The 17856-nt window shown below is 30.9% G+C and carries 23 protein-coding genes and 1 pseudogene; 4 read left to right on the top strand and 20 right to left on the bottom strand.

All coding sequences use genetic code 11. The features are described from left to right. Positions 1–29: 29 nt before the first annotated feature. Genes PW52_RS17520 through PW52_RS05895 form a run of 3 tightly spaced genes read left to right on the top strand, consistent with a single transcriptional unit; the run spans position 30 to position 1481 of the window. Positions 30–179 carry a hypothetical protein gene (locus PW52_RS17520; RefSeq protein WP_165586762.1) on the top strand — a complete coding sequence of 50 codons (150 nt, stop codon included), beginning with the start codon at positions 30–32 and terminating at the stop codon, positions 177–179. Beyond that, the gene (locus PW52_RS05900) at positions 172–1122 is read left to right on the top strand and encodes a phosphoribosylaminoimidazolesuccinocarboxamide synthase (RefSeq protein ID WP_044632002.1); all 951 of its coding nucleotides are present in this window, start codon (positions 172–174) and stop codon (positions 1120–1122) included. Before PW52_RS17520 ends, PW52_RS05900 begins: the two co-directional genes overlap by 8 nt. Before the next feature lie 38 nt (positions 1123–1160). Next, positions 1161–1481, top strand: a complete 321-nt coding sequence (locus PW52_RS05895) for a Dabb family protein (protein WP_052823401.1) — start codon at positions 1161–1163, stop codon at positions 1479–1481. Between the two features lie 16 nt (positions 1482–1497). Here the strand turns inward: PW52_RS05895 and PW52_RS05890 are convergent, their stop codons facing one another. From PW52_RS05890 to PW52_RS05810, 18 genes and pseudogenes are all read right to left on the bottom strand, one after another. Further along, positions 1498–2802 (bottom strand): cryptochrome/photolyase family protein, encoded by a 1305-nt coding sequence (locus tag PW52_RS05890; protein ID WP_044632000.1) that lies wholly within the window; start codon positions 2800–2802, stop codon positions 1498–1500. Beyond that, positions 2803–3264, bottom strand: a complete 462-nt coding sequence (locus tag PW52_RS05885) for an SRPBCC family protein (protein ID WP_044631999.1) — start codon at positions 3262–3264, stop codon at positions 2803–2805. It lies immediately after the preceding gene. Positions 3265–3267: 3 nt separating this feature from the next. Continuing rightward, a complete protein-coding gene (locus tag PW52_RS05880) occupies positions 3268–3723 on the bottom strand; it encodes a TspO/MBR family protein (RefSeq protein WP_117584366.1) in 456 nt (151 codons plus the stop codon). 8 nt (positions 3724–3731) lie between these two features. After that, positions 3732–3902 (bottom strand): Lacal_2735 family protein, encoded by a 171-nt coding sequence (locus PW52_RS17430; RefSeq protein ID WP_044631997.1) that lies wholly within the window; start codon positions 3900–3902, stop codon positions 3732–3734. A gap of 2 nt (positions 3903–3904) precedes the next feature. Then, positions 3905–4432: a glutathione peroxidase gene (locus PW52_RS05870; protein ID WP_044631996.1), complete on the bottom strand. Its 528-nt coding sequence runs from the start codon at positions 4430–4432 to the stop codon at positions 3905–3907. After that, the gene (locus PW52_RS05865; protein WP_044631995.1) at positions 4429–5112 is read right to left on the bottom strand and encodes an SDR family NAD(P)-dependent oxidoreductase; all 684 of its coding nucleotides are present in this window, start codon (positions 5110–5112) and stop codon (positions 4429–4431) included. The genes PW52_RS05870 and PW52_RS05865 overlap by 4 nt, the downstream gene beginning before the upstream one ends. A 22-nt stretch (positions 5113–5134) precedes the next feature. Next, positions 5135–5350, bottom strand: a complete 216-nt coding sequence (locus PW52_RS05860) for a hypothetical protein (RefSeq protein ID WP_044631994.1) — start codon at positions 5348–5350, stop codon at positions 5135–5137. 158 nt (positions 5351–5508) lie between these two features. Continuing rightward, complete coding sequence (locus PW52_RS05855; protein ID WP_044631993.1) at positions 5509–5733, bottom strand: hypothetical protein; 225 nt, start codon at positions 5731–5733, stop codon at positions 5509–5511. A gap of 18 nt (positions 5734–5751) precedes the next feature. Continuing rightward, positions 5752–6024, bottom strand: a complete 273-nt coding sequence (locus PW52_RS05850) for a TIGR03643 family protein (protein ID WP_044631992.1) — start codon at positions 6022–6024, stop codon at positions 5752–5754. Then, complete coding sequence (locus PW52_RS05845; RefSeq protein WP_044631991.1) at positions 6021–6449, bottom strand: hypothetical protein; 429 nt, start codon at positions 6447–6449, stop codon at positions 6021–6023. The genes PW52_RS05850 and PW52_RS05845 overlap by 4 nt, the downstream gene beginning before the upstream one ends. A 99-nt stretch (positions 6450–6548) precedes the next feature. After that, the gene (locus PW52_RS05840) at positions 6549–8033 is read right to left on the bottom strand and encodes a cryptochrome/deoxyribodipyrimidine photo-lyase family protein (protein ID WP_044631990.1); all 1485 of its coding nucleotides are present in this window, start codon (positions 8031–8033) and stop codon (positions 6549–6551) included. Then, on the bottom strand, positions 8033–9565 hold the full coding sequence (locus PW52_RS05835; RefSeq protein ID WP_044631989.1) for a cryptochrome/photolyase family protein: 1533 nt from the start codon (positions 9563–9565) through the stop codon (positions 8033–8035). The genes PW52_RS05840 and PW52_RS05835 overlap by 1 nt, the downstream gene beginning before the upstream one ends. Positions 9566–9613: 48 nt before the next feature. Further along, positions 9614–10626, bottom strand: a pseudogene (locus tag PW52_RS05830) (deoxyribodipyrimidine photo-lyase). Then, on the bottom strand, positions 10599–10736 hold the full coding sequence (locus PW52_RS17350) for a DUF2256 domain-containing protein (RefSeq protein WP_205618126.1): 138 nt from the start codon (positions 10734–10736) through the stop codon (positions 10599–10601). The pseudogene PW52_RS05830 and the gene PW52_RS17350 overlap by 28 nt, the downstream one beginning before the upstream one ends. A gap of 4 nt (positions 10737–10740) precedes the next feature. After that, the gene (locus PW52_RS05825; protein WP_044631988.1) at positions 10741–12165 is read right to left on the bottom strand and encodes an SDR family oxidoreductase; all 1425 of its coding nucleotides are present in this window, start codon (positions 12163–12165) and stop codon (positions 10741–10743) included. Positions 12166–12170: 5 nt separating this feature from the next. Further along, complete coding sequence (locus PW52_RS05820) at positions 12171–12788, bottom strand: flavin reductase family protein (protein ID WP_044631987.1); 618 nt, start codon at positions 12786–12788, stop codon at positions 12171–12173. Then, positions 12788–14098: an ABC1 kinase family protein gene (locus PW52_RS05815; RefSeq protein ID WP_044631986.1), complete on the bottom strand. Its 1311-nt coding sequence runs from the start codon at positions 14096–14098 to the stop codon at positions 12788–12790. Before PW52_RS05815 ends, PW52_RS05820 begins: the two co-directional genes overlap by 1 nt. Positions 14099–14104: 6 nt before the next feature. Beyond that, positions 14105–14764, bottom strand: a complete 660-nt coding sequence (locus PW52_RS05810) for a TetR family transcriptional regulator C-terminal domain-containing protein (protein ID WP_044631985.1) — start codon at positions 14762–14764, stop codon at positions 14105–14107. 187 nt (positions 14765–14951) lie between these two features. Between PW52_RS05810 and PW52_RS05805 the strand changes: the two genes are divergently transcribed. Continuing rightward, positions 14952–15800, top strand: coding sequence for a DUF2911 domain-containing protein (locus tag PW52_RS05805; RefSeq protein WP_044631984.1), 849 nt, complete (start codon positions 14952–14954; stop codon positions 15798–15800). A gap of 77 nt (positions 15801–15877) precedes the next feature. Here PW52_RS05805 and PW52_RS05800 read toward each other — a convergent pair whose 3' ends face one another. Both PW52_RS05800 and PW52_RS05795 read right to left on the bottom strand, forming a co-directional pair. Beyond that, positions 15878–17119 carry a mechanosensitive ion channel family protein gene (locus tag PW52_RS05800; protein ID WP_044631983.1) on the bottom strand — a complete coding sequence of 414 codons (1242 nt, stop codon included), beginning with the start codon at positions 17117–17119 and terminating at the stop codon, positions 15878–15880. Then, positions 17119–17412: a DUF3817 domain-containing protein gene (locus tag PW52_RS05795; RefSeq protein WP_044631982.1), complete on the bottom strand. Its 294-nt coding sequence runs from the start codon at positions 17410–17412 to the stop codon at positions 17119–17121. The genes PW52_RS05800 and PW52_RS05795 overlap by 1 nt, the downstream gene beginning before the upstream one ends. Positions 17413–17856: the final 444 nt, after the last annotated feature.

Raw genomic sequence — 17856 nt, 5'->3', positions numbered from 1 at the left:
CGCTTTCTGCTATATCTTTTTTGCTTTTAATGGCAAAAAAGGATGACGCTTCAATCGGGGCTATGGGTAAACGAACAAAAAATGTATTTTTACAATTAATTTTAAGAGCAGAAACAAAACCAAAAATATTGAGTGCCAATAGCAGAGAGCTAAAGGCTAAAAGCCAAAATAATGAGTAACACAATAACAGATACAAATTTTAACTTTCCAAACCAAAAAAGTGTATATAAAGGAAAAGTAAGAGAAGTATATAATATAAACGACGAGCAATTAGTAATGATTGCTACCGATAGACTTTCGGCGTTCGATGTAGTAATGCCCAAAGGAATACCATTTAAAGGGCAAATTTTAAACCAAATTGCCACAAAAATGATGAAAGACACCGAAGATTTGGTACCAAATTGGTTAGTAGCTACACCCGATCCTAATGTTGCAGTTGGTCATTTATGTGAGCCTTTTAAAGTAGAAATGGTTATTCGTGGTTATATGAGTGGTCATGCAGCCCGCGAATACAAAGCAGGAAAACGTTTATTGTGCGGGGTACCAATGCCAGAAGATATGAAAGAAAACGACGCTTTTCCAGAACCAATAATTACACCCGCCACAAAAGCAGAAATGGGTGATCATGACGAAGATATTTCTCGTGAAGAGATTTTAAAACGCGGTATCGTTTCAGAAGAAGATTATATTGTTTTAGAAGATTATACACGAAAATTATTTAAACGAGGAACCGAAATTGCTGCACAACGCGGACTAATTTTAGTAGATACCAAATATGAGTTTGGTAAAACTAAAGATGGTAAAATTGTTTTAATCGATGAAATTCATACGCCAGATTCCTCACGATATTTTTATGCCGAAGGTTACCAAGAGCGTCAGGATAAAGGAGAATCTCAAAAACAGTTAAGTAAAGAGTTTGTGCGACAATGGTTAATTTCGAATAACTTTCAAGGTTTAGAAGGACAAACTGTACCACAAATGAGCGACGAATACATTAAGACTGTTAGTGAACGTTACATCGAACTTTACGAAAATATTACAGGTGAAACCTTTGTAAAAGGTGAAGTTAGCAATATTCAAAATAGGATAGAGGCTAATGTTTTGTCTTATTTAAAAACATAAGGCATTATATAAGTTTATACATTAATGATTTTACTAAGATGGAACAAAAAGAATTTAAACATACCGTTTTTTTTTGGTTAAAAAATCCTGATAATAAGAAAGACAGAGATGTGTTCGAAACGTCTTTATTCTATTTTATTAAAAATTCAAAATTTATTAAAACCAAGCATATAGGTATTCCTGCTCAAACCAATCGAGAAGTTATAGATAGTAGTTATACGTATAGTTTAAGTTTAAGTTTTAATAATAAAGAAGATCACGATAAGTATCAAAACGAGTCAAATCATCACAAATTTCTTGAAGAATGTAGTAAACTATGGACGAAGGTAGTAGTTTACGATTCTATAAATATATTATAAATAAAATTTTAGCCGTTTAATTTAAAGCTGATTTATAGGTTTGTAAACAGCGTTCACGAGCGGCTTTGTGTTCTACTATTGGTTTAGGGTAAGTTAGTTCTTGATATTCTGGAACCCATTTTTTTATATACCCATGATTTTTATCAAATTTTTGAATTTGAGTAGTTGGATTAAAAATTCTGAAATAAGGTGCTGCATCTACTCCAGAACCAGAAACCCATTGCCAATTACCTATATTACTTGCTAATTCATAATCATGTAATTTTTCTGCAAAATAGGCTTCACCCCAACGCCAATCTATTAATAAGTGTTTACATAAAAAGCTACCAACGAGCATGCGTACACGGTTGTGCATGTAACCTGTTTTATTAAGCTCCCGCATGCCAGCATCAACTAAAGGGTACCCAGTTTTACCTTCGCACCATGCTTTAAATTCACTTTCGTTATTTCGCCATTTAATGTTATCGTATTTTGGTTTAAAAGCTTTGGTTACAGTTTCCGGGAAATGCCATAATATTTGCATAAAAAATTCTCGCCATATAAGCTCTTGCCAAAATATTTCGTTTTTTTCTACAATAGCCTTTTTTACCATTTTTCGAACACTTACTGTACCAAAACGTAAATGCGGACCTAAATGTGATGTACCATTTTTTGCAGGAAAGTTTCTAGTGTCTTCGTAATTTGCTATTAAAGTTGGTGTAACATCGTAATCTGAAATATTTTGGTCGGAGGTTATAAAGCCAATATCTTGTAATGTTACATTGGGTAATCGTGTGTGTTCTATTAAATTGTGTAAAACTGAGTTTGTGGAAAAAATGTTTAAGCTATTACTATCAAAGGTTTTTTTCCAAAGTTTCATATATGGTGTATATACTACATACGGATTGCCATCTGCCTTCACAATCTCATTTTTTTCAAAAATAACCTGATCTTTGAATGTTTTAAACGAGATGTTATTATCGTTTAAAAGCTTTTTAATTTCTTCATCTCTTTGTAATGCATAAGGTTCATAGTCGTGGTTTGTGTAAACAGTATTTACATTATATTCATTTATAATTTCTTTGTAAACCTCAATGGGTGTACCTGAGTATATCGCTAAACTGCTGTTGTGCTCCTTTTGCAGTGTTTTTCGCATGCTTTGAAGGGTGTTAAATATAAAATTTACCCGAGCGTCATTTTTTGGTAATTTTTCTAGAATTTCCTTGTCGAAAATAAAAATGGGAAGTACTGGGTAGTCTCCATTTAAAGCTTCATAAAACCCAATGTTGTCATCTAAACGTAAATCGCGACGAAACCAAAATATGTTTATTTCTTTATTCATTTAATAAGATCCAAAAAGTTTTTCTAATTTTTCTTTGCGATAATTAAAAATTTCTTCAAGTTTTGGCTTTACTAATATAGGATGTGCTAACTGGCCTAAAAGCCCAAAAGGAATTTTATAGTCAATTATATCTTCCATTTCTACACCGCCTTCTATTTCTTTAATAAAATGTTTGTGATGCCACAATTGGTAAGGGCCAAAGCGCTGTTCATCTACAAAATAGTGTTTATCAATTACATGAGTTATTTCTGTAACCCATTTTGTATTTATACCGAACACAGGTGTAACTATGTATTGAATTATTTGTCCTGCAAACATTGGTCTATCTGCACCAGACAAAATATTAAACCCCATGTAGTCTGGAGTTATTACTTTTAAATTTTTAGGATCTGATAAAAAATCCCATGCTGTATTTACAGAAATTGGTAAGTTTTGCTTTTTATGTAGGGTGTATATTTTCATGTTTTAATTATTTATAACAATGTAGGCATTTAATGATGTGGCAATAATTAACCATACAAAATAGGGGAGTATTAGTAAGCTTTTTTGCTTTAAAACTGGATAATATTTTGTAAGAAAAAATCCGATTAAAAAAGTTAAAAGAATAATACATATTAAACCAATGAGAATTAAATGTTTATTGAAAAAAATAAAATTCCAACCTACATTTAACAGGAATTGAAAGGTAAATAACCCTAATATAGTTGTTGTTGGTATTTGTTTGTATAGGTAAGACATGTATATAGAAAAACAAATCATTATTAATGTCCATGCAGCACCAAATACCCAACCTGGAGGCGTCCAAGGTGCTTTATTAAGGTTTAGGTACCAATCTGTTTGTGGCCCGTTTTTCATTAACCAGCTACCAATACCTAGTGCGGTAAAATTTATAATTAAGAAAATTAATATTAATTTTTTCAATTTTTTAATTATTTAGTTTGTAGTGCATCTATTTGTTTTGATATCACGTCTGCTTCAGCAAATTTATCATCACTTTTAGATCGGTTAATAGTAGAAAGTTTATGGCTTTCTTGCATTAATTTTTTATACTTTTCCTGTAACCTTTCTATTTCCGTCTTCTTTTTAAATAGTTTAAGCATAATTAGTTTAATTGTTTAATTATTTTTTTGCTTAAAGGACTGGTAATGGAAGAAAAATAGTCGATAAGTTCGCCTTGTGGACTAACTAAATATTTTTGAAAATTCCATTTAACCGAACTGTTAATTTTGTTGTTATTTGATTTTTTTGTTAACCAATTATACAAAGGATGCTGTTTAGTACCTTTTACATCTATTTTTTCAGTAATTATAAATGATACGCCATAATTTACTTGGCAAAAGGTTTTTATGTCTTGCGATTTACCTGGCTCTTGACTACCAAATTGATTACAGGGGCAACCTATTATAATTAATTTGTTTTTATATGTATTGTATAACTGTTCAAGCTCTTTATACTGCGGTGTAAAGCCACATTTAGATGCTACGTTTACAAATAGTATAAATTTACCTTTAAATTGTGATAAGTCTATATCTTCGTTTGATATGGATTTAATGCTAATGTTATAAAGCGAATTTATATTATAATTTGGACTGATGTTTTTTGAACAGAACAGGGTTTTTAAACAAATCATAACTTGAAACTTACAATTCCACAATCCATTTGAAATATTTGTCCTGAAATAGATGCTGCTTTTGTAGATAACAGAAATTCTCCCATTTCAGCAACTTCGGTTGGATCTAAATATTTTTTTAATGGGTGCCTTTCCGTAATGTTTTCAATCATTTTCTCATTACGTAAAAGCTTGCTTGCGAGTTCTGTATTTGTAACTGTTGGTGCAATGGCGTTAACTCTTACTGTAGGAGCTAATTCTGCGCCTAAAGACTTAACTAAGCCTTCAATAACAGATTTGGCGGTTGCTATACTGGCATGAAAAGGCATTCCTAATTTGTTGGCAACAGTACTAAATAATAAAATTGACGGATTTGTTCCTGTTTTTAAAAGCGGTAAATATGCTTGTATTGCTTTAACAGCACCTAAAACATTAATTTCAAAATCGTTTTTAAAATCGTTTAAGCTTAAACGAGAAATAGGTTTTAAATTTATACTGCCAGGACAATAAATTAAACCATCTAAATTATTTATTTCTGGTAATTCGTCTTGTATAACATCACAGGAGATGTGAGTTAAATTTTCATGCGAAGTATTTGGTGCAGTTCTACTTATATTAATAACTTTTGAGTGATTTAAAAGTTTATTAAGTAAAGCAAAACCAATGCCCTTACTACCTCCAATAATAACAAATGTTTTCATAAGGTTTCAGGGCATTTATTTTTTAAGGCCTGCCCTTTAGCCTTTTTTCAATTTTTTGTTTAATTTCAGTTAAACGCTTCATCAAATCCATAATTTTTGGATCTTTTTCCTTTTTATAAATAGTGTTTAAATCTAAAATTAAGTTTTTAACTTCTCTAGACGATTCAATACGCTCACTTGTTGTTTTAAAAGTGTGTTTGCGTTGTTCGAATTCTAAAGCACGATCAATAATCTCCATATTTTCTCTAATTTCGCATATTGATTTTTAAAATCAATAAATTTTAACAATTTCGCAATATACTAAATTGTATGAAATTACAAATTTTAATATGAAAATATTGGCAGAATTTTAATAATTACTATTAAAAAACATCTTTTTTGCACGCATATGCAAACTTATGCTGTAAGTGGAGCTCCTTTTAGTCGTTTTTCAACTTTTCTTTTTATTGCCGTAAGACGTTTCATGATATCCATAATTTTATCGTCTTTTTTCTTTTTATAAATTTGATTTAAGTCTAGTATTAATGCTTTTGCTTCTCTTGAAATTTTTACACGATCGCTGGTAGATAAAGATTTCATCTTTCTTTTTTCAAATTCTAAAGCTCTTTCTATTAGATCCATAATTAATATAATTTTTGTTTAACGTTTCGAAATTTTATTACTTGTTATTAGCTTCTGTCTACTACATTTAAAGCGTCCACTAACAAATGTTCTTAGTTTTTCATGTTTAGTTTTTCTTCCACTAACTCGTTTACGCCACATTTTAAAACTTTTAGGTTTCATTTGTTTACGCATTAGGTTAATAACTTCTTGTTCAGATATGCCAAATTGAAATTTTATTGCTTCAAAAGTCGTACGGTCTTCCCATGCCATCTCTACAATCCTGTCTATTTCATTAATTGAAAAGTTCATAAAGTAGGTGTGCTATATTTTTGGTTATACTTTAATTTTTCATTTATTAGTTTTTTAAAAAACGTTTTGTTTTCCTTTAAAGTTTTATTCATTTTGAAGCGTATATAATTACCCTGGGCATGAATACTAGTGGTTTTGGTTTTGTAAATAACTAATTGGTAATAAGGGATTGCCCATGTGAAATTTTGCAACCCCTTGTTTATATAAATTAAAACCCCTTTTGTGCGTAACTCGATATTAGCATAATTAATATCTGAAACTCTGTTTAAGTACAGTTTCAAGTTTTCACTAACATCTTCAATAATCATTCTTTTAGAGCCTATGCCTTTAATTTTAAAAGCTTCAAACAATGTAAACGATCTGCCTACTAAGTTTTCAATTAAAATTGTGTTTTCCTTGTTATTGTATGTTGTGTCTAAAATCATATCGTAATAACTCTTATCAAATATAGTAAATGTTTAATATTTATAGCTAAAAGTTAAACAAAACTAACATATTATTTGCTTATGATGCATAAGGTAAATCTATTCATTTCTTAATAATCTATTTCTATTCTTTATGGTGTGCCTTTTTAGTATTCTCAAACTTTCTTTTTTCACAAGTGTATCGTCTTTTAAATTCCATAAAATTTGACTTGCTTTTTTTCTAGATTGGTTTTCGTTAACAATTGGGTTAGGGTAGTGGTAACCTAATTTAAAACCACTAATTTGTGAATCAAAATATGTTATTTGGCTTGGGTTGTGTATAATAGGTGTTTCTAGATGTTGTAATTCTGGCACCCATTTTTTTATAAATTCTGCTTGAGGGTCATGTTCTATGCTATTTTTTACGGGGTTGTATATGCGTAGCATATTAATTCCAGTTTCACCGGCTTGCATTTGTATTTGAGGATAATGAATACCTGGTTCGAAATCTAGAAATAAACTAGCTAAGTGCTCACTTAAATCTTGCCAAGGCTGCCATAAATTATGAGTAAAGAACGAAACTACTAGTGCACGCATTCTAAAATTTAAATATCCAGTTGTGTTTAAACAGCGCATACAAGCATCTACCAAAGGAAAACCTGTTTTACCTGTTTTCCAAGCATTTTGAAATTCTATATTTACAGGTTTAATTAATCGATGATATCCTTTATTAATACTTTTAAACTCCATGCTATGCTCCATTTCAAATTTTTGAATAAAGTGAGCTTGCCAGCGCAATCGAGATATAAAAGCATTTAAATGTCGTTTATTTTTTTCTTGTTCTTTTTTTAAGTTGGCTGCTTTTAATACTTGTTTTACAGATAAGTTGCCCCAAGCAATATATGGCGATAATCTGCTACAGCCAGTTCGTGCTTGTAGGGGTTTAGATATGTGAAACATGTAGTTTTTATATCTTTTGTTGAAGAAAGACTCCATATATTTTAAACCTGTTGTGGTGCCTCCTTTTTGTAGATTTTTATTGTGAATTGTTTCTGTTTGTACGGTTTTAAATTTTTGTTCTAAAGTTTCAACTGAAGCTATACTTAATAATTGATTGGTTTTTGGTTGAAATTTAAATTCTGGTTGCATCATAAATGTATTCCAATCTTCAAACCAATTATTGCGGTTGCTTATAGCTCGTTTTACGCCGTTGTTTTTATTTTCTAGCCATTTTATATTTTGTGTTTGGCAAAATTCCGCGAAAGCGATATCTCTTTTATAAGTTGAAAGAATACCAGTTTCTATATGCGAAAATATATATGTGATATTAAATTTTTCTTGAAGTTGCTGTATTGTGTTATCTATAGAATTATTAACTATTAAAACTTTAGAATTATATGAATTAAGTTTGTTATTAATATCTTGTAGCGATTGTTTTATAAAATCCCAATGGCGCTTACTGTAGTGTTTATCTTGTAATAAAAAGTTTTCTAAAGTATAAAGTAAAAGCACGTTTTGGTTTGTGTTTATGGCGTTGGTTATGGCTTCGTTATCTTGTAAACGAAGATCGCGCTTAAACCAAACTATGCTTAGGTTTTGTTTCATTAAAAATGATCTGGGTGTTTTATAATGCTTTGGGCTCGTTTTTTTATTTTTTCTAGTTGATCTTTGTTCATTTTGTCCAACAAACTATACATCATTCCCATACGGCGATTATTACCTAAAATACTTCGTTTATCATCTAAAAAGTTCCAGTATAAACTATTAAACGGGCATGCTTTTTCGCCTAGTTTTTCTTTATTACTGTAGTGGCAATTACTGCAGTAGTTACTCATTTTATTTATATAGCTTCCGCTTGATACGTAGGGTTTTGTAGCTATTTTACCACCATCTGCGTATTGACTCATGCCTCTTGTATTTGGGAGTTGTACCCATTCTAATGCATCAATATAAATTCCTAAATACCATGCATCTAAATCATCTGGATTAATTTGTGCTAACAACGCAAAATTACCGGTTATCATTAAGCGTTGTATATGGTGTGCATAACTATTGTCTAAACTGTTTGCAATCGCATTTTTTAGGCAATTCATTTTTGTGTTGCCCGTCCAATAGAACTCGGGAAGTTTATTGGTGTTTTTTAGGTGATTCTCATTTTTGTAATCTGGCATTAATGCCCAATACATACCTCGCATATACTCGCGCCAGCCAATTATTTGGCGTATAAAGCCTTCAACTTGGCTAATATGTATTTCTTCGCTATGTTTTTTCCAATAGTTTATTACCGTATTAACTACATTTTTTCCGGAAATTAGTTTAAGGTTTATTGCAAACGATAGTCGGGAGTGAAATAAGTATATTTCGTTGGTATGCATCGCATCTTGGTAGTCGCCAAAATGAATTAATAGTTCTTCGCAAAAGTATTTTAATTGTTCAAGTGCTTGCTGTCTGGTAACAGGGTAATTAAAGGTTTTGGTGTTAAAGTTGCCAATAGTTTTAATATTGCTGTTTTTTATTAGTTCAACAATTTCTGAAACATCATTTTTAAAATATTTATAATTGGGTATGTTATGTTCACCATTCCATTTGTTTCGGTTACTTTTATCATAGTTCCATTTGCCACCCTCTGGTTGATTTCCAACCATTAAAATGTTGTGTTTTTTACGCATATTGCGGTAAAAATTCTCCATTAAATATTGCTTTTTTCCTTTAAAAAAATCTTTTAAATCATTGCGGCTAGTATAAAAATGTTCGGTTGTAAAGGTTTTAAATTCAATTTCTAAATTTTCACAAAAGCTTGATAATTGTTGGTCTAATCGGTACTCATCGGGTAATTGATATTCAAACTTTTCAATATTGTATTTGTTGATTAGTAATTTTAGGTTTGAAATTAGGTTTTGGGTATTGTTTTTATTGTTTAGTGTGAAATAATCTACATTAAAGTGATTGTTTTTTAAATGATTTGAAAACTCGCGCATTGCGGCAAAAAATCCTATTATTTTTTGAATATGATGTGTAACATAATCTGTTTCTTGACGCATTTCGAACATACAGTATATTACGTTTTTATTGTTGGTTTTGTACCAACTATGTTTACTGTTTAATTGATCGCCGAGTATAAGCCTTAATGTTTTCATGAATTCTTTTTTTGTCTTAGAATGCGCTGAGACTGACGTAAAGTTGTTTTAAAATAAAGTGTCTTGCAACCACAAACGTTGGTATTTCCCGCTGCTGTCGTAACGTTCTGCTTGAAGTTTTACGTTAAACTTTCTGTCTCTTGGGTCGTTGCCAACACCTGCAACGTACATCCAGTTACCATAGTTGCTGTGCACATCGTAGTCTAATAAAAGGCTTTCAAAATACGCTGCGCCAATGCGCCAATCGAGTTTCATAGACTTTGCAAAATAACTTGCTACGTTTTGGCGCCCACGATTACTCATCCAACCGGTTTTTTTAAGTTCATTCCTAATAAACCATTACGCGTTTTTTTATAAAAACCTAATTTTTTGGTATTGAAAAAATAGTCTTGTAATCGGTTTAAAGCTTCGGTTTCTCCTCCTTTAAAGGGAAATGCTGTATTTGTGTGTTGTTCAAAATCTTCGAAACCTAAATCTGACAGCGTTGGAATTATGGTTTCGTTATTTATAAGCAAATTTTTTGCTTGATTAGTTGGAGCTATAATTTCTGGCCTTACGTGAACAAATTTTTCGCAAGTTTTTCTAAACTCAGTAAATATTTTAGGAAGTTGGTTAATTGGAAAGGGAATATCTTCTGGGTGGAATAAAAACTGATTGTAGCTTGTTGTAAACTTTACACGTTTTGGCAGTTGTGTTTTTACTTTGTTAAAGGTTTCAACTTCTTCATACGTCCACTCTTCCTGTAAATAAATATTGTTAATGTTGTTTTTAGTAACCAGTTGAGGTATAATATCTTCTGGTTTTTTGTTGTAAATAAAAAGGGGAATATTTAATTGGCTAAGTTTCTGTTTTAAATCGGTAATCGTGTCAATTAAAAATTTGGCTCTAAATTTTTCAGTTTTTTTAAAACCAAATTCATCAGTTTTAAACTGATTAGGATTAAAGCAATATAACCCAATAACTTGGTTGCTGTTTGCTATGGCTTTGGTTAAAGTTGAGTTATCGTGTGTTCTTAAATTATTAGTAAACCAAACTAGGCTAGTGTTTTGTTCTTTCTGCATTTTTCACTGCAATATTTTATATTTTCCCAGTTTAATTGCCATTTCTTACGCCATGAAAAAGGCAACTTACACACTGGACAAATTTTGGTTGGTAAGTGTTGTTTTTTAATGTTTCTAGGCATTAGCGAGTTTGTTAATCATGCCATTAAAAATAAATCCATGAAATGGTAAAACGCTGTACCAATATAATCTGCCCCAAATGCCACGAGGCCTAAAAGTAGCTGTTTGTTTTAATATGTTATTTTCAATTTTAAACTCTAACCAAGCTTCTCCTGGTAGTCGCATTTCGGCATATAGTAAAAGTTTTTGTTTGGATTTATCTGCATAAATTACACGCCAAAAATCAAGCGCATCACCTGCATCCAATTGATCGGGGTTTGTTCGGCCTCTTCTTAAGCCAATACCTCCAAAAAGCTTATCGATATAACCTCGAATACGCCATAAAAAATTACCATAATACCAACCGTTTTCGCCACCAATACTCCAAATTTTATTTAATGTTTGTTCTGTGTTTTTAATAGATCGTTTTTTAAAGTCTTTAAAACACCCATAGCTAGGTACATTAACATATTTATGAAGATTACTACGCAGCCTTCCGCTACTTACAAGGGAATCTTTCCAGCTGGAAATAATACCGTTTTGTTCAATTTTTTCGAAAGCTAGTCTTACGGCTGCTTTATATGCTATTGGCGAAATATTCATTAAGCTATTTATGTCGCTTGGTTTGCCAATAATTTGCACACCCATACTATCCACTAACGAAGAGGCTAATTTGTAAGATGTTGAAGTCACAAAATACAGCCAATATGATGATAATTTAGCAGTCATAACTGGGACCGTTAAAATATATCTTTTTAATTGCCTAACTTCTGCAAATTGAAGTAACATTTGTTTGTATGTTAATATTTCGGGACCAAAAATATCGTACGATTTATTGAATAAACTACGTTTTCCAGCTGCTTTAAACAGAAAATTTAGAACATCTCGTACAGCAATGGGCTGTGTTTTGGTATTTAACCATTTTGGGGCAATCATAAACGGTAGTTTTTCTACTAAATCTCTAATAATTTCGAATGACGAACTACCGCTGCCCACAATTATTCCAGCTTTAAAAATGGTTAAAGCATATACTTCGGATTGTAATATTTCTTCAACATTCTTTCTTGATAAAAGATGTTTAGAGAGTTGTTCTTCGTTTGTTATGCCGCTTAAATAAATAACTTGTTTTGTATTTGTTTGCTCTAAACGGTTTTTAAAATTAACAGCACATTTTTCTTCTAAAGATTGAAAATTTTTGGAAGAATTAGACATGGAGTGTATTAAATAGTATGCCACATCAATGTCTTCAGGAATGTTTGCTAAAGTTTCAGGTTTTAAAAAATCTGCTTCAACAACAGATATTAAATCTTCTTCAAAAAAATACTTTTCTGCGCGTAGTTTATCTCTAACAACACAAATTACATGATGCCCTTTATTAACTAAAAAAGGAATTAATCGTTTGCCAATATAGCCCGTTGCACCAGTAACAAGTATTTTCATGAGTATTAGTGTTTTGGGCGTTGGTAAGAAAAGCGTTTGTTTTTATCTGCAACAGCGTAACCATCAAGAGCGTTAATAGCTGCAACTTCACCTTTGCTAAGGTTTATAAAGCCATCAATTTCTTGTAAATTATCATTAATATATAAATCTATAATTTCACCAACTATAAGTAAAGTATCATTTGCTTTTATGTGATATTCTTCAACAAATTTCATACCTATTTGTACGGGTGAACCTTTTACAAAAGGGGCGTGAAATTTATTTTTTTCTTCAGGTTGTAAAGCAGTAATATCGAATTCTGAAATTGAAGCATCATATTTAGCAGAAGTATGGTGTGCATCTTCTATAATATCTTTATAAATATGATTTATGGTGTAAACCCCAGTTTCTTTAATATTTGCATAGGTGTCTCTAGGAACCGTTGTTGGACGTAAAAAAAAACCTAAAAGGGCAGGAGCAGAACCTAAGTGAGTTACAGAGCTAAAAACAGCAACATTATTATTGTTTTCTGAAGATTTTGTGCCTATTAAATTAGCAGATTTATATCCAGAACAACTATTTATAAGGTTTATTTTATAAATATGAGGTAATTTTTCTATGTCTGTTTTTTTATAATGAATCATTACAAACTCAAATAATTATTAATCTTAATGTTTTCAGCTTTTAAATCGAACATTAAATTATACAGTCCAAAAAATGTACGGTTAATATAAATAAAGTGTTTTGAACCACGATTACCATTCATTTTGCGCAACTCGGTGTTTTTAGAGTATTTTTCGCCTAATTCAGCTATTTTACCAAAGAAATTAGCATCAGAAAAATCAAAATATTCTACTTGAAAAGGCTGTGTAAATAAACTTAGCATTTCATGAAACATGGCTGTGAAAAACTGTTTTTCTTCTAGGCTATCTTCATATTTTATGATTTCCAATTCGTAAAGTTTTTCTTGAAAAAGTGCTTTGTTTTCAATGTTTTCTTTTTTTGCTAGTTCAAAGTATGGCACATAAAAATCTAGCGGAATATGTTTAATACAACCAAAGTCTAGAGCGATTAATTCACCGTTTTTTGAAATTAAAAAATTTCCAGGATGAGGATCGGCATGTACTTTTTTAAGCTTGTGAATTTGAAACATGTAAAAATCCCATAAAGCTTGCCCTATAGTGTTTGATAGGTCTTTATTGGTGTTTTTGGCTGTAAATTCAGATAAATGCTCACCCTCCATATAGTCCATTGTAATTATTCGGTCTGTAGATAATTCTGGATAATAATCAGGGAATTTTAAGTTTGGAATATTAGCACAAGAAGAAGCCATTTCCTGACTTTGTTTAATTTCAAGAACGTAATTAGTTTCTTCAACTAATTTATTTTCAACTTCTTTAAAATATTTATCGGAGTCTTTACCTTTAATATTAAACATGCTCATGGCAATGGGTTTTACCATAGCCAAATCTGTAGCAATACTTTCTGCAACTCCTGGATATTGAATTTTCACAGCAAGTTTTTTCCCATCTTTAACCGCAGTATGCACTTGGCCAATACTGGCGGCGTTTACAGAAGTTGCATTAAAAGTATCGTATAATTCGTCTGGCGATTTGCCAAAATATTTTTTGAATGTTTTTATAACTAGAGGAGGAGATAATGGAGGTACAGAAAATTGTGATAACGAAAATTTTTCAACATAGGCCTGTGGCAAAATACTTTTTTCCATACTAAGCATTTGTGCCACTTTTAATGCACTACCTTTTAACTCTTTTAAGCCATCATAAATATCTGAAGCATTATTTTTATTAAGTCGCTCTTTAGCGTCGGCTTCAGATGATACTATTTTATCTCCGTAATATTTTAAATAATTAACGCCAACTTTTGCTCCCGTAGAAACCAATTTTGTGGCACGTTGTATTTTTGAAGTAGGTATTTTATCTATGGTATTCATAAGGCTTTAGTTGTGAAATTGAAATTTTTCTTTATACAAGAATTTACCAAAATCTACTACGCTTTTTAAGGGCGAAACGTTTAATAGATCAAAGCTAGTGTTAACAGACTTTTCAATAAAAATATCTGTTTTTTCAAAAGCTGAAGAAGTATCGTTTAACCAAAACTCTATGGTTAAAATAAGTTGTACCCAAGCAGATTCCTCTAAGGTTTTGTTTTTTAATTTTTCAAGTTTTTCCTGCTTGAGGTCTAAAGTTTCAATATTTAGGTTTTGTATGTAGTGCGTAAAATGTTTTTTTAAAGGCATTAGCTTTTTTAAGCCTTTCATTTTATTCTTGTAATTGTTTAAAACATAAACTACGTAACTGCGATTGCTAGTTAATATTTCGAAAAACGTGAAATAGAAACTTAATAGTTTATTTCTTGCATCAAAAGTTTTGTAATCATCACTTTTATCTAGAACATTTATTGTGTTGGTGTAAAAAGCTTCAAAAACGCCTTTTTCAATAGCTTCAAATGAAGCAAAGTAGTTGTAAAAATCAGCTTCATTAAAATTATTGGCTTTACAAAAGGCATAAACTGTTTTAGGGTTTTCATTATATTCTAAAACATAATCCATATAAAGTGATATGATATCATTTTTATTTACCGTTTTCTTTTTTGCCATAACCTTGTATTTTATACAAATATATTAAATTGTTTAATTTATTTGTGTTAAAGTTAAACAAAATTATTCATGAAGTTTATTACTTAGGTTAGAAAATCTAGAGTTATTTTATAGTTTTATTAACATTTACACCTAATTTCTATCCTTAATTTTATAAAAATTATAAACATTAATTAACAAACTAAAAATGAAAAAGTTATTATTAGCCTTAGCCATTTTCGCGATGGTTTTTTCGGCAAGTGCACAAATTAAAACGCCAGCGCCTAGTCCGTTTAGCAAACTAGAGCAAAAAGTAGGATTAACCGATGTTTCTATCGAGTATTCTAGACCAGGAGTAAAGGATCGTGTTATTTTTGGAGATGTTGTTCCTTTTGGAAAATTATGGCGCACAGGAGCCAATGCAAGAACCAAAATTACATTTAGTACAGATGTAACTATAGCAGACAAACCTTTAAAAGCAGGTACTTATGCTATTTTATCTGTTCCAGGAAAAGAATCGTGGGACATTATTTTCTATACAGAATATGATGCAGGCGGTGCACCAGCAGAATTAGATGAAAGTAAAGTAGCCTTAACTGTAACAGGGAAAGTATATCCAGTGCCTTTTAATGTTGAATCATTTACTATCGATTTAAATAGCTTACGCAATAGCAGTGCAACTTTAGAATTTATTTGGGAAAAAACCTATGTTTCTGTTCCGCTTGGAGTGCCTACAGATGCTGCTGTAGAAAAGAGTATTGAAGCTGTTATGGCAGGACCATCTGCGAACGATTACCAATTAGCTGCGCAATATTATTTAAATGAAGGGAAAGATATTAGTAAAGCTAAAGAGTGGATTGATAAAGCTGTTGAAAAAACGGGTGACAAAACACCATTTTGGTTTTTAAGACGTAAAGCTTTAATTTATGCTAAAGCTGGTGATAAAAAAGGGGCTATTGAAGCTGCTAAATTATCGTTAGAAGGTGCAAAAAAAGCTGGAAATGCAGACTATGTAAAAATGAATGAAGCCTCTTTAAAAGAGTGGGGCGCTAAATAATTTATTTTATTTTAAAATATAAAAGGCTGTTTGTAGAAAGTAAATACAAACAGCCTTTTTTTATTCATTGCTGGGTTTTATTTTATAAAATTATTCGAAGGCAATTCAAAAACTTCTAATTTAAAATAGGGTAGTGCTGCTAATAAATGATCGAAAATATCGGCCATAATATACTCGTAATTTGCCCAACGCTTATCGGAACTAAACGCATAAATTTCTAACGGAATACCTTGAGGTGTTGGCGCTAATTGACGCACCATAATGGTCATATCTTTATTAATTGCAGAATGCTGATTTAAGTAAGCATCAATATATTTTCTAAAAACACCTAAGTTTGTTAGATTTCGTCCGTTAATTAAAACCGATTTATCAATATTTTTAGAGCTATTAAACTGATTGATATCCTCTTGACGCTGCACCAAATAATCGGTAATTAGTTGTATTTTTTTAAGTGCTTCAACATCGGCATCCTCTAAAAACTTAATGCTGGTTTGTTTTATAATAACCGCACGTTTAATACGTCGACCACCAGAACTCGTCATGCCTCGCCAGTTTTTAAACGAATCTGAAATTAGGGCATAGGTAGGAATAGTGGTAATGGTTTTATCGAAATTTTGAACTTTTACAGTTGCCAAAGTAATTTCTATAACATCGCCATCGGCACCATATTTTTCAAATGTAATCCAATCGCCAATACGCACCATATCGTTTATAGATACCTGAATGCTAGCTACAAAACCTAAAATAGTATCTTTAAAGACCAATAATATCACTGCCGAAATAGCACCTAAACCAGTTAAAAACTGTAGAAACGGAATACCTGTAACAATAGCAATGGCAGACATAATACCAGCTAACCAAGCAAAAATCATGAATACTTGTATGTAACTTGCTATAGGTTTGTCTTTAAATCGCGGTAAGGTTTTTAAATAATCTTTTATAGAGTTCAAAAGGCTTCGTACAATCCACAAAACCAATACTATACCAAAAACTTTAAGTGCTTTTTCAACGGGAACTTCAAAATTTTGAAAGTCTGAAAACACCACAGGAAAATACTGAATGGTTATAATTAACGGAATAACATGCGCCACATTTCTAGGCACTTTGTTTGATATAAGTAAATCGTCGAAGTTGGTTTTAGTTTGTGTAGCAAACTGATTAAAAGATACTATTAAAATGCGTTTTAAAATATAATCGATTATGGCAACAACAACTATAAGAATGACTAGTAAAATAAGCATGTTCAAGTAAGTAGCAGCCGTTTCAGAAAGGCCGTTAGATACAAGAATGTCGTAAAAAAAATGTCTAATATTAGTCATTAATTTGATGCTGGTTTTAAGTATTTATGGTCAATGTAAAAGGTTCCGAAAGGAATTACCGAAGCAATAAGTACAATAAAAAATTGTTTGTTCGTCCAGTTGTAATCTTTTTTAAGCATAAAAGCGAAAACCACATAAAGCATAAATAAAATACCGTGTGGCATACCTAGAAGTTTTACGTATTCTGGATTTCCAGACATGTATTTTATTGGAGTTGCAATAAATAATAGTAAGATATATGAAACGCCTTCTAAAAAGGCCACTAAACGAAATATATTTTTAAATGAAAACATGTTTGTAATTTTAAAGCAAAATTACATTTAGTTTATGGTTTTCCATATAGTTTAATTATAATTTCTTTTTATTAAGGAATAGTGGGCTTTAAAATATTCTATTTTACATAATATAAATTATATTACATTTTATAACAATTAGCGAAATAGCGCTTTTGGGCGATATTTGACATAATTACAGATATAACGTCTTAGACTTATATCGATAGTAATTATGTCAAGCTAATTGTGGCTTCGTAGTTGTATTTATTATTGTGTAGCTATAATTATCTATTATGTAAAATATTCCAGAAAGTTTTTAGATTTAGATGTTAGCAAAATTCTCGTAATTGAGTATTTATAGGTAATATTTTTTTATACGCGATTCTCAAAAGAAATCGACTTTAGGAGATTCACGAACACTTAAAACAATAAGAATGCGTTAGCTAAACAAAAAAATCAAGA

The organism is Neotamlana sedimentorum, assembly GCF_000943565.1.
Classification (GTDB): Bacteria; Bacteroidota; Bacteroidia; order Flavobacteriales; family Flavobacteriaceae; genus Neotamlana; species Neotamlana sedimentorum.
This window is presented reverse-complemented; position numbering and strand designations above follow the sequence as displayed.